Annotated in this window: 12 protein-coding genes; all 12 read right to left on the reverse strand. The window is 50.0% G+C overall.

The window, feature by feature from the left end; all coding sequences use genetic code 11:
• Window positions 1-162 precede the first annotated feature (162 nt).
• The 12 genes from Q672_RS24255 to Q672_RS24310 all read right to left on the reverse strand — a co-directional run bounded on the left by Q672_RS24255 (window position 163) and on the right by Q672_RS24310 (window position 14,396).
• Window positions 163-1,518, reverse strand: coding sequence for a lipopolysaccharide biosynthesis protein (locus Q672_RS24255; RefSeq protein ID WP_160169804.1), 1,356 nt, complete (start codon window positions 1,516-1,518; stop codon window positions 163-165).
• 4 nt (window positions 1,519-1,522) lie between these two features.
• Window positions 1,523-2,722, reverse strand: a complete 1,200-nt coding sequence (locus tag Q672_RS24260) for a DegT/DnrJ/EryC1/StrS family aminotransferase (protein ID WP_022985055.1) — start codon at window positions 2,720-2,722, stop codon at window positions 1,523-1,525.
• Window positions 2,723-2,760: 38 nt separating this feature from the next.
• Window positions 2,761-3,378 (reverse strand): sugar transferase, encoded by a 618-nt coding sequence (locus Q672_RS24265; RefSeq protein WP_022985056.1) that lies wholly within the window; start codon window positions 3,376-3,378, stop codon window positions 2,761-2,763.
• A complete protein-coding gene (locus tag Q672_RS24270) occupies window positions 3,365-4,222 on the reverse strand; it encodes a sulfotransferase family protein (protein WP_031226300.1) in 858 nt (285 codons plus the stop codon). Before Q672_RS24270 ends, Q672_RS24265 begins: the two co-directional genes overlap by 14 nt.
• 5 nt (window positions 4,223-4,227) lie before the next feature.
• Window positions 4,228-5,466, reverse strand: coding sequence for a glycosyltransferase family 4 protein (locus Q672_RS24275; protein ID WP_031226301.1), 1,239 nt, complete (start codon window positions 5,464-5,466; stop codon window positions 4,228-4,230).
• Window positions 5,438-6,586, reverse strand: a complete 1,149-nt coding sequence (wecB, locus tag Q672_RS24280) for a non-hydrolyzing UDP-N-acetylglucosamine 2-epimerase (protein ID WP_022985059.1) — start codon at window positions 6,584-6,586, stop codon at window positions 5,438-5,440. Before wecB ends, Q672_RS24275 begins: the two co-directional genes overlap by 29 nt.
• Before the next feature lie 3 nt (window positions 6,587-6,589).
• Window positions 6,590-7,711 carry a polysaccharide biosynthesis C-terminal domain-containing protein gene (locus Q672_RS24285; protein WP_022985060.1) on the reverse strand — a complete coding sequence of 374 codons (1,122 nt, stop codon included), beginning with the start codon at window positions 7,709-7,711 and terminating at the stop codon, window positions 6,590-6,592.
• Between the two features lie 73 nt (window positions 7,712-7,784).
• On the reverse strand, window positions 7,785-8,795 hold the full coding sequence (locus Q672_RS24290) for a polysaccharide biosynthesis protein (RefSeq protein ID WP_022985061.1): 1,011 nt from the start codon (window positions 8,793-8,795) through the stop codon (window positions 7,785-7,787).
• The gene (locus Q672_RS24295; RefSeq protein WP_022985062.1) at window positions 8,792-9,976 is read right to left on the reverse strand and encodes a glycosyltransferase; all 1,185 of its coding nucleotides are present in this window, start codon (window positions 9,974-9,976) and stop codon (window positions 8,792-8,794) included. Before Q672_RS24295 ends, Q672_RS24290 begins: the two co-directional genes overlap by 4 nt.
• A complete protein-coding gene (locus Q672_RS24300) occupies window positions 9,977-11,245 on the reverse strand; it encodes a hypothetical protein (RefSeq protein ID WP_022985063.1) in 1,269 nt (422 codons plus the stop codon).
• Between the two features lie 27 nt (window positions 11,246-11,272).
• Window positions 11,273-12,127 (reverse strand): hypothetical protein, encoded by an 855-nt coding sequence (locus tag Q672_RS24305; RefSeq protein WP_152521823.1) that lies wholly within the window; start codon window positions 12,125-12,127, stop codon window positions 11,273-11,275.
• A gap of 67 nt (window positions 12,128-12,194) precedes the next feature.
• Complete coding sequence (locus Q672_RS24310; protein ID WP_022985065.1) at window positions 12,195-14,396, reverse strand: polysaccharide biosynthesis tyrosine autokinase; 2,202 nt, start codon at window positions 14,394-14,396, stop codon at window positions 12,195-12,197.
• Window positions 14,397-14,526: the final 130 nt, after the last annotated feature.

Consider the following 14,526-nt stretch of genomic DNA (forward strand, 5'->3'; position numbering starts at 1 on the left):
CACAGCGTCCCCCCGTGGGAGCGACGATTCCGTCGCGATGCTCAGGCATCGGGCTTACGCGGTCATCCCCGGAGAGCATAACAAATGCCCGCTCCCCCCACTGCAACCGCCAGTGGGCAAACACACACTCCATTTGCTCATCCCAAATCAGAATTAACAGATCTAGCGCTCCGCATGGGACTTGATCCCAAGCATCGCCAGCAAATTAGGTCCAGGCATGGTCCAGATACCCAACTTGATCCAGACCAGCACCAGAGCAATCAGATTCTGCGAAACCAGCACGAACGCCAGAGCAACAGCAGCCCCTAGTGCCCCCAACAATGGAGTAAACACAAGAAACCCCAGCAGGCCAGCACCATTACATAACAGCGCAATATTCCGCATAACTCGTTCATGACCTGTCATGTTCAACAGGAAGCCCACAGACCCAGTCGCCACATTTACCAGCTGAGCCAGCGCAACAATCCGCAGCAACGACGCGGCGGAGTCAAATCCCTCCCCAAACAAACCCAGAATCCACTCAGGCACCAGCAAGCAAGCCACTAAAAATGGGGCCGACATCACCAGGCCAAGCAACGCAGCACGTCTGGCCAGCCCACCAAGCGCGCCCATATTTCCCTGGTGATAAAGCGCAGCAAAGCGAGGCGGAAAAATTGCATTTATCACCATTAAAACAAAGGCAACCGACACAGCAATTTGATGGGCCGATTTGAACAAGCCCAACTCAACGGAACCAAGAAACTTGCCCGCAATCATGATGCTCAGAACACCTTGCATAAAAGCGGCCAGGCTCATCACAAAAAAGGATTGGGAAGCATCCCGGAACGAAGCAATCTCGACGCCAGAAAGCCCGGATGTTTGATCCGCATCAGAAACCCGGCCGCGAAACCACCACGCCGTAGTCAAATGGCCCTGAATCGCAATTAAAATGGCAGAAACCAGGTAAACCCAGCCCAACATGGCCAGTGAGAGCGATCCTCCCACATGCAACCAGCCCAGCAGCAACAGCAACGCACCGGCAACAAGGGAAATCGCCCCATTCTCTTGCAAAGCCGCTGTCGCAGGCCTGCGGATAGCCTTAAAAAAACCCGCCAGCAAAAAACTCCAAGTATAAAAAGGAATCGCTAGGCCAACCCCCAGAAGCACCTCGGCAAGGCCTGGCATGACGAAAAAGTGCTCTATGTAATCGCCAAGGAGGCACACTGCGAGAGCAAGTGGCAGGCTCAGCCAGAGCGCACGGCGCCCCGCCCAATAGAGGTAGTTGCGCACCTGAGGCGACTCATAATCACGCCCCACAAAACGTACCAGGGCGTTATCCATGCCCCGCCGAGCGAGGATGCCCGCCCCCAACAACAGGCTCTGCGCCAACGCATAAACACCCACCCCCTTGGGGCCATAGAGATGACCGATCACCATCACCAACCCCAGCGCACCAAATGCCGATATCCCCTTTGCCAGAAAGGTGCGTATCAGAGCGCTGCCGGTTTCGCCCCTTAATCGGGACAGCAAGGCGGACACCATTTCAGTCCGGGGCCTGATCAGTGGTAATCACACCAAGGACCGCTTGTTTGAGCACCTCGCAGGTCTTGCCAATCTCGTCCTCACTCAAGGTCGGGTGCACCAAAAACATCAGCGACGATTCGCCCAACGCCTTAGCAACAGGCAAGCGCTCCTCTGGCCTCAACCCCAGATCCGCAAACGCTTTCTCCAGATACACTTCAGAACAGGAGCCAGAAAAACACGGCACGCCTTTGGCCACCATGGCATTCATGATCCGGTCACGTACCGCAGCCACGTCACCTTGAACCATTTGCTCGTCCACAAATACATAGCACTTGTAGCCAGCGTGGCCGATATCGGACGGGATCTCCGGCACCCTCAAGCCAGGCAGAGAAGCCGCCGTGCCCCAGATCGCCCTGCAGTTGGCTTGCCGTGCCGCCGTCCAGCCCGCCATCCGCTGCAACTGAATACGGCCAATAGCGGACTGCATCTCCGTTAGCCGCCAATTAGTGCCCACCGACTCATGCAGCCAGCGAAACCCCGGTGGGTGCTCACGTTCATACACCGCCTCCCAGCTTTTACCGTGATCCTTGAAGCTCCACATGCGCGACCACAGCTCACGATCATTACAGGTGACCATGCCACCCTCACCGCCGGTGCTCATGATCTTGTCCTGACAGAAGGACCAACACCCCACATGCCCAAGGCCACCCACCGGCTTACCCTTGTAAGTTGCCCCATGAGCCTGTGCACAATCTTCGATCACAAACAGGCCATGCCGCTCAGCCAGCGCCATCATGCCATCCATATCGCAAGGCCAACCGGCCAGGTGCACACACACAATCGCCTTGGTGTTCGGGGTAATCACCGCCGCCACAGTTTCAGGAGTGATGTTCTGGGTATCCAGATCTACATCGGCAAATACTGGAGTAGCACCGGCGTTGATCACCGACGTGGCAGACGCCAGGAAAGTACGCGGCGTCACCACCACTTCATCACCCGCACCAACACCCAGCCCCTGCAAGGCCAGATCCAGCGCCAAGGTGCCGTTGGCAACAGCAATGGCATACTCGGTACCGGCAAAGGCAGCAAACTCGCGCTCGAATTCACGCCCTTCCTGGCCGGTCCAGTAATTCACCTTGTTGGAAAGCAATACACGAGAAACCGCATCAGCCTCTTCCTGTGTAAAGGAAGGCCAGGTAGAAAACGGGCCGTTTAGCATAAGTCTTACTCTTAAAAAGCCATTAGAGCGCTGAGCAATCAGCCCAGAACCGTTGCAAGGATGTAGCGTAGATCACCGGAGAAAGACCAATCCCGAATATACTGGAGATTAATTTGTACTTTATCGGGATAAATGACCTCACGGTTATAACGTTCAGGATCATCCTGCGCAGCCAGGATTTCCTCCTCATCCCGATATTTCAGGGTCGCAGGCCCAGTAATACCAGGGCGAAGGGAAAGAACCGCCCGGTCTTCACCTTCCAGCCTGTCTGCATATCCTGGAACATCCGGTCGCGGTCCAACAAAACTCATCTGGCCCAGCAGAACATTCCAAAGCTGAGGCAACTCATCAATTTTTGTCTTCCTAAAGAAAGCACCCAGAGGGGTAATTCTGGGATCGCCAGACTGCGTTACCGTAGTCGTCGTCTTATCATCAGGCCGCATGGTTTTGATCTTCACCACTTTGAAGACTCTTCCACCTTTGCCCACCCTAGTCTGGATAAAAAAACCGCTGCTGCGGGTATCCAGCGTGGCAGCAATGTAGGCGATAAGAATTAGCCACCAGACCGCTATCAGACCGGCAAAAGCAACCAGAAAATCAAACGAGCGCTTCAGAAGCGACTGCACCGGTGACAATGCAAGTTTAGAGATAGTCATAACGCCTCAGGGTGTCCCCAACCAGCTCTTCGAGTTGCTTCACTTTCGCCTCTCCCAGGGATTGCCGCCCTTTCCCAAGACTTTTAGCGGAAACCCCTGCCACAGCACTGGATATCGACTCGTCGGATACCTCTCTTCCCATAAAGTCGAGAATCCGCTTTAGTTCTTCCTTCGGAGCCTGGACAAAATCCTCGTAACGAATACGTAGCACTTTACCCTCAGGCATAGTGGAGAAGGCATTTTCTGATTGCTCTACACACTTTTGCCATTGGAGTGCGCAAACCTCATCCAGATCATGTTTCTGGAGAATATCCTGCATATCATCCAAAGCCGGTCCCCAAAACGCGAGGCGCTTTTCCTTCGAAAAGAAGCGATAAAAACGCGCCCAGAAGTAGCGTAATGCGTAATAAGGCAAGTCCATTTTGGGCACAAAACGGACTTTTTCGAGGATGTAGGGGATATCCAACTTGGCTGTCCACCGCAACTTGGCGGAGCCAGTAGCATCAATGCCGTCCCGGTAGATAAAAAGATATTTGGCTTCAGGGACAACGGCATCAACAAAGGGAACCCGCAATGAGTTTGCGCAGGTTTTCTCCACCACAACTTCGGCGGCAGTCTGTTTGGCGATATGCTCAAACTGGCCACGAATATATTTCTTTACCGCTGGAGAGGCCTGATCAGCCGGGATCTCATCAGACGGATAACGAACATTGCCGTGCCGCCAGATGTAGTTAATTTCATCGCAGGGCCATGTATCAACACCTTCAAAGGTCGTTAATACATCTCTAAGCATATTGGTACCCGAGCGGGGAGCACCGATAATGACAAATGGCGAACTGTTCATATACTTCACTTTTGATTTTCGACCAGCAAGGCAGACCACTTTTTCAGGACTACTTGCTCTGTAAACGAATGATTAGCCAAGGATTCAGCTCGGCTGCGCATCGCCATTAGATCAGCGGTATTACTGGCTAGCCTGCCGATTGCATCAGCCAGTTTCTCGGCATTTCCCCCTGGCACCGACAAGCCAGCACCATTATCAGTAATATCCTTTGCAAGTTGACTCTCCGGTTCCACAGCCACAATGACCGGGCACCCCTGCTCAAGGTACGTCATGGTTTTACTGGGGTAAGCAAAACGGTAAAGCTCAGGTATCAGGCTCACAAATCCCGCTTGGGCTCTTTTCATTGCCTGTTTTGCGACTTCTACAGAATGGTGGCCTACGAAAGTCACACTCAACCCTTTCTCTTCAGCAATACGCTCCAGAGAGTTTCTCTCTACCCCCTCTCCCATCATGAGAAGCCTAATATCCCCTCGGCCACGGAGAAGCTCCATCGCATCCATCAGGATATCGAGCCCCTGAAACCGGCCGATATTACCCGCAAAAAGTAGAACGAAAGGTTCATCAGGCCATGTAAAAGGCAAATCGCCCGCCTCCAGAGCGTCTGAGGGGAGGCTGAAGTTATTAATTACACGGGTTTGAAGCTGACTTTCTGCCCCCCTGGCAACAAGACTGTCGGCCATATCACTTGATAGCAGAACCACAGGCCTGGCCTGGGAGCAGCTCCAGCTATCCATTCTTGAAAGCAGGTTAAACACCCGGGGGTTACGGAACTCGCCGGAAATCCGACCAATCTCGGGGTGGATATCCATGCAATGGTAGATAAATCTCGCACCAGAGAGTTTTGCCGCCAACGCCACAAACCAGCCGGCCAGAACTGGAGGCGCAGTCGACACCATCAGCACGTCGTATCGCTTACGGATAACTGCCTGAAATATCACACCAACGCCAAGCCGTAACGCATTCAATATCCGGACAATGGGCCGCCCGGACTCATGCGGCAGTTTCAACCTGATTACCTGCGCCCCATCAATCGTTTCCCTGGCGGCCTGACGGCTATTCTCCACAGCCGATTTGTAAGACGGCTGCGAGGAAAGCACATCAACATCATGGCCATCCTTTACCCACTGCCCGACGATCTGCTTCAGCATCGAAGCATAGGGTGGAGTGTCGGGCCAGTAGTAGCGATGAACAGCCAGAACCTTGAGAGCCGCCTTATCAGTTCCAGTCATAACGGCTGAATTCATCCATGTTCTTCCAGTGGCCAGCCAGCTTGGCCGTGCCGGTTATCAAACGCACCACCCGCTCTGAAACATTGCGTACCTTGTAAGCTTCCGGGATTTCCCGCTCAGTACCAGAGAAGATATCTCGGGATGCCGTGGCGATACGCACTCCATCAATCAACACGTCTTTATCCAGCCCGGTCAACGCAATGGCACCAGTATCCAGGGCTTCCGGGCGCTCTATAGAACGGCGCAACGTTACAGCCGGGAAATCAAGAATAGACGACTCTTCACTAATGGTGCCGCTATCGGAAATGGCGCAGAAAGCCGTCATCTGCAGCTTGTTGTAGTCAAAGAACCCGAACGGTTTGAGGAACCGAATGGCATCGCTGTCGTCAGCGAGCCCCAATTTTTCCAGCCGATTGCGGGTACGGGGGTGGGTAGATACCACCACCGGGAAGCCAAACGCCTCATGAAGCGCCTGCAAGGCTTCCACCACTTTCACCAGATTATCGCGGCTATCGACATTCTCTTCGCGATGAACACTGACAATAAAGAAACGGCCCTCTTCCAGCCCCAAACGCTCAAGGATATCTGACTGCTGAATACTGGCCAGAGAATGCTCAAGCACCTCACGCATGGGGGAGCCAGTCAAATAGATAAAACGGTGTGACAAGCCTTCGCTGATTAAATGGCGGCGAGCATGCTCCGTGTAAACCAGATTGAAATCTGCCAGATGATCAACCAGCTTGCGGTTGATCTCCTCGGGCACGTTGGCATCAAAGCTGCGGTTGCCGGCTTCCATGTGGTAAGTAGGGATTTTCATCCGCTTGGCCATGAGTGTGGCGGTCGCACTGTTTGTGTCACCCAACACCAACACTGCATCCGGCTTTTCCTGCAACAATACTTCTTCAGTCTTGATCAAGATTTCGCCAAGGCTCCGCCCCAGGGAAGAGGTATCCACATTCAAAAAATGATCGGGTTTGCGAACCCCTAGTTCCTCAAAGAAAACATCATTCAGCTCGTAATCATAATTCTGGCCAGTATGGACAATCTTGTGATCCACCACCTGATCCAGCGCCGCCATCACACGGGCAAGTCGGATAATTTCCGGGCGTGTGCCCAGAATAGTCATTACTTTCATCAATCAGTTCTCCTGATCCTGCACAACCGGCAGAAAATAGGTATCCGGCGCTTCGGGGTCAAAAATCTCATGGCTCCAGAACAGCGTCATCAGCTCACCTTCCCCCACATTCGTAATGCTGTGGGTATGCAGCGTAGGCATATCGATATATACCGGCGCATCGCCCGACACCCGAAACTCAGTAACTTCATCACTGAACAGTCGTCGTAAGCGAATAATCGCTTCCCCTCGGATCACCAGAAAGCGTTCGACCTTGCCAAAATGGAAATGATTACCACGCGTAATTCCTGGCTTAGTAGTGGACAAAAAGGCCTGACCGCCATTATCCGCTTTCACCGCTTCAAACAGCGATCCTCGGTTATCCGTATGCAAAGTTAGATCACAGGGGTAATGGGCCGGATAGAGGAAAGAGCGCAGAGTATTGAAAAGCTGCAGATCAAAACTGTCACGTAAATCGGGGACCACATGACCAGTGTAACTCGCATGCATCGCAGCCAGCTTCCCCGCTACCTCTGCAGCTGAAATGGCTCTCCCTTTGAGGCGTAGCTCACCGGTTTGCTTTCTCTCGACAGCTTCAACAATGCGAGAACAGATATCCTGGGCATGCAGTAATTCCAACATCCCACCCGCATTAATCGACAGGGACTCACCTTCGACAATTTGCTGACAGAACGTGAACACTGCGGAATTATAAAAAGGCCGACCGCCCTCACCAAAAACATGAGGCAACACCAGATCAGAATAACGGGAACCCTTGACCTCTGACCAGGCTCGAAAAACCCGATCCGCTCCGGCTTTTCCCCTGCCATAGGCATTATCCCACGTCTTGTGAATGGTGTTGCTGTAAAGCAGGTGGGGCTCCGCCCCCACCCTGTCCAGTGCAGCCACGAGGCGCTCCGCCAGAGCGATATTCCCTTCCTCAAGGACTGCATCATCTGCCCGGTTGATCCCTGCGAGGTGCACCACCACATCCGCATTAGCCAACGCTGCTTCCAGCACTGCATCATCATTAAAGGCTTCACGGTTCAGCGCTACAACGGTGTCTTTCCAACCGTCCAGAACACTCAAGTGACACTGCAAATGCCAACCTAACAAGCCGGCAGCACCGGTAATCACCGTTTTCATAACAACTCCTGGAAACATCCTGTTATGGCGCGCACCCTGCTAATTCTCTGGGTTCCCATCGCCTTAAAATTCGCTACCCTTTCAGCGCCTCTTGCACCTCAGGCAATGTCAGCAGCAAGTCTTTTAATTCACTGCGGGTAAGCTGATGGGTATTGTGTGAGTGATAGTCTTCCGTTGAAGACTCCTCAACATCACCTTCCGTGAAAAACTTCGCGTAGTTCAAATCACGGTTATCGTAGCTAACGCGGTAATAATCTCCCATATCCTCTGAGCGGAGCAGCTCCTCAGCGCTGGCCAGGGTTTCAAAAAGCTTCTCGCCGTGACGCCAACCAATAATGCGGATTTCATTGTTGGCTTCAAAAATCTCACACAGCGCTTCAGCAAGCTGCTGAACGGTACAAGCAGGAGCCTTCTTAATGAAAATATCGCCCTGTCGAGCATTCTCGAATGCAAAGCTCACCAGCTCAATCGCATCATTCAGCGACAGCATGAACCGGGTCATTGTCGGCTCGGTAATAGTAAGCGGCTTGCCTTCCTTGATTTGCTTGATGAATAGCGGAATCACAGAGCCTCGAGAGCACATCACATTGCCATAGCGCACACAGGAAATGACGGTTTCATCATCACTGAGCTGGCGGCTTGATGCCTGGGCCACTTTTTCCATCATGGCTTTAGACATACCCATGGCATTGACTGGCATCACCGCTTTGTCAGTGCTCAGGCAAACAAGGCTTTTCACCCCCGCTTCAATGGCGCTATCGATCACATTCTGGCTGCCAATCACATTAGTCTTGACCGCTTCCATGGGGAAAAATTCACAGGAAGGCACCTGTTTGAGTGCTGCAGCATGAAAAACCAGATCGACCCCCCTCATAGCCTTGTCAACAGCAGCACGATCTCGCACATCACCGATGTAGAACTTCAGCTCAGGGCGCGCATAGGCAATACGCATTTCTTCCTGTTTAGCTTCGTCACGGCTCAAAATGCGAATCTCCCGATAGGCTTCCTTCAGGAGCTTATTAACCATCGTCTTACCAAAAGAGCCAGTTCCACCTGTAACTAGCACTACCAGTTCTTCAGTCATATGCCTTTCCTTGCTAATTCCTTTAACCATAAAACCGTGTTGGAAACTTCCATGTGAGACACATAATAATTATATCCATTGTCTCCCATAGCGTTTAATTTTCCATTAACCTTCAATTCCTGAAACTCAACAACCGCCTCATAGAGCCTTTCATTATCCCCGGCAGAAACTGCGACTCCTGCACCGACATAATCTTGAACGAAAGCCCCAAAGTCTGTATTTTCCTCAACACAGGCAACAACAGGCTTCTTGCAAGAGAAGTAATCGATAACTTTTGATGGAAAAGTCGGGTATGTAACACCAGCAACCGTCACAACCAAGCCAACATCTGCAGATTTCAGATAGTTTTTATAATCACTCCTTCCAACACTGCCCCAATAATATAGGTGTGGATTACTTTCAGCCTCTTCTTTAATTAGACAAGACAGGCTTCCATCACCAAAAACATGAACTCTAACCTTTGCCTCCTCAGCGTGAAGTCGCTTGGCCAAAAACACAATTTCCTCAATCCCCCTCCCACTCGTCAATTGCCCACCAAAAACAACATTAAGATAATCCTCGCTAAAATCATTCTCTCCTTCTGCCTCAATAAATTTTTTCCCTTTTCCCCAGACGGGAACCACGCTAGTCCGTCCTGCATACTCTGGATACAAACGAGAAAAAACATCTTTATTTTTTTCGCTCATGAGCGCCACATTATCATACTCATATATAGAAGCCTTCTCGAGCATCTTAGCAACACCAAAAGAGAGGCCATCATTAATTTTCCCTATTTGCCTATGATGGAACGGAAAAAAATCCCAGAGAAAAAGAACATTTATCGATGAACATGCGCGCTGCATTACTTTCGGGACAAACAAGAAAAACGATGATATTGAAAAACCAACAACAAAATCATATTTTTTATTTCTTTTTAGATAAAAAGAAAAAAGCAAAATCTTTAAATAATTAACAAATATCGACAAGTATCTAATCACACCCCTCGAATATTTTACAGGGAAGGCATACACATTGGCCCCATTCCAGCGACTCCTCCCAGCCTTCCACTTCCCGGACAAATCGAAAAGCAAAACATCGACATTCTCTTGGTGCTCCAACAAGGAAAGCACCAAATCATCGGTGAGCCATGGACTTTCCCCATTAAAAGACAGCTTTTTTGAAAGGATTAAAAAATCACTCATTCAAACATTCCTCTTTTTAGGAACGAATGCCCCCAGCAGAAAAAAAGATAACCAAAACAAATAACCCACATACAAGTCACCCGATTGAGCAAGCTGCAAATTTCCAGGCATATAAATCAATGAAAAAAACATGAATGAAAAGACTATAATGGCCGAAAAGTTCTCTCGTGTTATAGCCATCTTCCATGCCAAAGCCATAACCAACCCGAAAAACAGAATAACGAATGGAACCAATAGCAATGGGACATCATTAGCCAGCCAAACAAACCCCGTAGACCACAGCCCTTTACTGGCCCAACCCAGTGAATCGAGCTGAGAAACAACCATATTTCTATTCACATCGCCAAACACTTTTGATGAAAGATATTGCAGCGGGCGAGAATGGCCAAAGCCATATCCTGAGTTAAACTCTGCCCCAAAAGCTATTGACAAACCGTGGTAGCCTTGAGTTAGATACCTTGATAACATGAAAGCACCAAACTCCCCCCCGCTCTGCTCTGGATCGATTGCATTACATATTGCAGTACCCTTAAAGCAAACCTCATTCACACCCGAGAGTCTTTCGCCTTTTCTGTATGAGAAATTATAAACCAACATTAAAAGAGCAATTAAAACAAACAAAAGATAAAAAATCCTTTTCCTATCTTTTGAAAAAAAAGAAAACACATTTGGGTTTGCCATCAACAACGCCGAAAACACAAGGATAAGGACATCAAAACCCTCCTTATCCGTACCTCTATATACCGACATTGAAAAATAAAGAAATATAACAGCAACAAGATAGCGACCATTTCTTCTATATTTGAACCATGTATAAGAAAAATAAGGGATAACCGATATAACAAAGGGGCTTAGTAATGTCTTCAAAAGAATTAAACCACCCCTTTCGTCTCTACTGCCCGTAACAGTATCAACCATTGACTTATAAGCATCAGAAGGAGAAAGCAACAAATCAAAGAAAGAAAAGATACTATTCCCAGTGTATGAATATACAGTTGGAACAAAAAGAATCAGATAGAATAAAAACCCCAGAGCAGCGACTCTTTCTGGATTTTTAATATCGATTGCCCTAAAACTAAACTTCAGGCCAAAAAAATAGCCGGCAATCAAAAGTGCTGCCGAGAAGAGCACATACCCAAAAACAAGGAGCTTCGCACCACCGGGATAGTGGATAAAAAGATTAAAGCAGTAAAAAAACAGCGTCACAAACCAAAATCCCACAACAATACAAAGGGGAATATACGCTATCCGGCCGTTCAGTTTATTCATTTAAAGTCTCGACACCAATATCAGGAGTCATCCTTTATCACTACCCGAAAAAAAATGCTGAATTATCTTTACCTCCTCCTCTGTCGGCCTATCAACGACGACCCCATTTGAAACTCCAATTTTTGAAAACAAATCAGCAATAAATCTATAGTATTTTCGCGGAACTCTTTTAACTACCCAGCCGACCAAACCAATAGAAAACAGAGAATCTTTTAGCGTTTTTCTATTAGAAACATATCCTCTGCCAATCATTTTCTTTGTATTAATTTTTCGATCTTGAATAGCAGCAGCATCAACCAAAACACCCGTTTTCAGCAATTCATCAATTAGAGAACACTCATTGTCATAAGATAAATAGCATAGAGCACGATCACCAAATGCTGATGTCAGTAAAGAATCAAGATAGGAATACTTATAAATAAGCGCTTGATTAGCCTGAAGAGCAAAATCAATGCATTTATTATAACGATGGGAAAGCAAATGATATGATTCAACATAAAGGGAGTAAACTGCAGAAACTGGCTCCCTTCTAAAGACAATGACTTTTTCTATATCCAATATAGCTTTAAGCTCGGAAAGTCGTATTATTTTCTTCTGCCATAAGCTTTTATCAGTATCAACAACGAACATTTCATCAGAAACAATTATATTGCTGTATGGGATGCGAGCCACTGAGGAGCTTATTTTTTTCAAAAGCCCACACTTCTCAGCCTCAGTCGCGTCTAAAAACTCTCTAAGAATTCTCAAAAAGTCACTACAGTTCTTACCCTCCAAGGATTTCCCTGCATAAAAGAAATCACCCTTCACAAAAGGAAGGACATCCTCTTGGAGGGCAGTTGATCCTGTTTTGGGCAACCCTAAGTGCAAATATAATTTTTTCATCGTCAACTAATTAACATCTTCAAACGGGGCAACTGAAAATTAATGGTCGTCAATCACCGATCAACCACTACGACTTATACTCATAAGTATAATAGCCATACTCATTAGACGCTCTACGCTCCATGCAATTAAGAATCGCCCCTTTGATCTCCACCTTGTTCTGGGCGAATCGCGTGAGGGTGATATCCACTTCTTTCACGCTGTTGACGCCGTAACGAGTCACGATGAGGCTGCTGCCGGCCAGCTGACCGATGATGGCGGCATCGGTTACCGCGAGGATGGGTGGCGTATCCACCAGCACCAGATCATATTCGCTGCTCAATGTATCCATTAATTGTTTCAGGCGATCGTGCATCAGCAGTTCGGAGGGGTTAGGCGGCACCTGCCCTCGGGAGATGAACGTCAAGTTGGCTGTAGCAGTGTCCTGAATGATGTCTTTTAACTGCGCCTGGGCGGAAAGGTAACTGGATAGCCCGGTTTCATTGGCACCACCAAAGTAGCGATGCATGTGGCCTTTGCGCAGATCGGCATCAATCACCACCACTCGCTGGCCGGCTTGTGCCAATACGGCGGCCAAGTTGGCAGAGATGAAGCTCTTGCCCACGCCAGGGCTAGGGCCGGAGATCATCAGCACTTTGTTGGAAGATTCCAGCATGGCGAAGTGCAGGCTGGTGCGCAGGCTGCGCAGGGCCTCCACGGCCAGGTCTTCCGGGGAGGTGGTCGCCAGCAGCGGCACCGTTTTGGATACCTGCTTACGCTTGCGACCAAGGTTGGCCAGGCGATCCGTTTTGGTCTGGGTTTCAGATACGGGGACAGCGGCATACACCGAAACGCCCTGCTCTTCCAACTGCTCGGGGCTTTCAATGCCTTTATTGAAAGCGGCTTTGAGCAACACGAGCCCAATGGATGCCATCGCTCCCAGCATGGCAGCCAGGATAGCAATGAGTGGCTTTTTCGGTTTCACGGCCTCCGGCTGCACCATGGCCTGGTCAATGATGCGAACACTGCCCACCGTACCGGCCTTCATGATGCGTAGCTCCTGCACTTTGTTGAGCAGGCCCACATAGATTTCCTGGTTGACCTCCACATCACGCATGAGGCGCAGGACTTCCTGCTGGGTTTCTGGCAGTTCCTTGATCTGGCCATTCAGCTCCTGCCTTTCCTGCTCCAGGGAGCCACGCTGCTGGATCAGGGTGCGGTAGGCCGGGTGCTCTTTGGTAAAGCGGGCAGCGATTTCGCTTTCCTTGATTTTTAGTTCGTTGAGCTTGGCTTCGATGGCGACCAGGCGCTCCAGTACCGACTGGGTTTCCAGGGTCAGATCGACGGATTCACTTTCCAGCCGGTATTTGTTCAACTTTTCTTCGGCTTCATTGAGCTTGCCTTTAATTTCCGGCAGCTGCTCATCGAGGAAGTCCAGGCTATTTTCCGCTTCGGCAGAGAGGCGCTTGATGTTCTGCAGCAGGTAGGTTTCCGAAATAGCATCAAGGATTTTCTGGATGCGGGCTTTGTTCGGGCCAGTGAGGGCCATGGATATGATGCCCGTGGACTTGCCTTGTTCACTGACGGAAAGGCGGCCGCGTAGTTTGTTTACCGCTTCGGCCATGGATTGCTGTACCAGTGTCAGAGGTTCGTTGCCGTATTCCCATTCTCCGATTTCCAGGATAATACGCCCGTCCTCACTTTTAATAACGGATCCTATGGGGGCGGTACCCACCTTCTGGCCATCGAAATAGAGAACGGGCAAGCCATCTTCTTCGCTGAGAGTGAACGCCTTGCCCTGCAGATTTTCCGGTACGCTGAATTGTTTGATGGTGACAAAGGTTTCGCTGTCGCGGTAACCGGCAAAATGGGGTTTGGGCAAGAACTCGGCGACGGGCGCAGGCGCGCCCAGACTGCCGATGAGAGGCAGCCGGTCTGGCTCTACCTGAATATTCATCTGCAGCTGCTCGATCACCTGGCCCAGCACCATGCGAGAGCGAATGATCTGGATTTCCGCATCGGCGGAGGATTCTTCGGTGAACAGTTCATTCAGTTCAGAGAAACCGGGCACACCGCCCTGCTTGTCCTCTACCTGAAGCAGAGCGTCCGCCTTGTAGATGGGAGTGGCCAGCAAACCGTAGGCCACACCCAGGAGTAACGCCAACAAAGTGGTGCCGATGATCATCCAGCGGTGATCTATCAACAGGCCCCAAAGGCGATGCAGGTCGATTTCATCTGCCATGGTGGAAGCCAGGGGTTGGCGTTGTGTCATGGTGCTGTTATCTGCCATTGGTTGCCTTAGTTTGTCTGGTTTGCCTGGTTTTCTGGGGCAGCTTGTTGGCAAGCCCCAGAAAACCGTTCCATTCGTCTTGCTGTGGGAGCGGCGGTTCCGCCGCGATGCCTGGGTATCGTCTTTCGCG

It is taken from the genome of Alcanivorax sp. P2S70 (assembly GCF_000475295.1).
Lineage (GTDB): Bacteria > Pseudomonadota > Gammaproteobacteria > Pseudomonadales > Alcanivoracaceae > Alcanivorax > Alcanivorax profundi.

Bases quoted from the DNA above. Each gene is read 5' to 3' on its own strand.
- Q672_RS24260 (WP_022985055.1), bottom strand. From the start codon at position 2,722: ATGCTAAACGGCCCGTTTTCTACCTGGCCTTCCTTTACACAGGAAGAG.
- Q672_RS24265 (WP_022985056.1), bottom strand. From the start codon at position 3,378: ATGACTATCTCTAAACTTGCATTGTCACCGGTGCAGTCGCTTCTGAAG.
- Q672_RS24270 (WP_031226300.1), bottom strand. From the start codon at position 4,222: ATGAACAGTTCGCCATTTGTCATTATCGGTGCTCCCCGCTCGGGTACC.
- Q672_RS24275 (WP_031226301.1), bottom strand. From the start codon at position 5,466: ATGAATTCAGCCGTTATGACTGGAACTGATAAGGCGGCTCTCAAGGTT.
- wecB (WP_022985059.1), bottom strand. From the start codon at position 6,586: ATGAAAGTAATGACTATTCTGGGCACACGCCCGGAAATTATCCGACTT.
- Q672_RS24285 (WP_022985060.1), bottom strand. From the start codon at position 7,711: ATGAAAACGGTGATTACCGGTGCTGCCGGCTTGTTAGGTTGGCATTTG.
- Q672_RS24290 (WP_022985061.1), bottom strand. From the start codon at position 8,795: ATGACTGAAGAACTGGTAGTGCTAGTTACAGGTGGAACTGGCTCTTTT.
- Q672_RS24295 (WP_022985062.1), bottom strand. From the start codon at position 9,976: ATGAGTGATTTTTTAATCCTTTCAAAAAAGCTGTCTTTTAATGGGGAA.
- Q672_RS24300 (WP_022985063.1), bottom strand. From the start codon at position 11,245: ATGAATAAACTGAACGGCCGGATAGCGTATATTCCCCTTTGTATTGTT.
- Q672_RS24305 (WP_152521823.1), bottom strand. From the start codon at position 12,127: ATGAAAAAATTATATTTGCACTTAGGGTTGCCCAAAACAGGATCAACT.
- Q672_RS24310 (WP_022985065.1), bottom strand. From the start codon at position 14,396: ATGGCAGATAACAGCACCATGACACAACGCCAACCCCTGGCTTCCACC.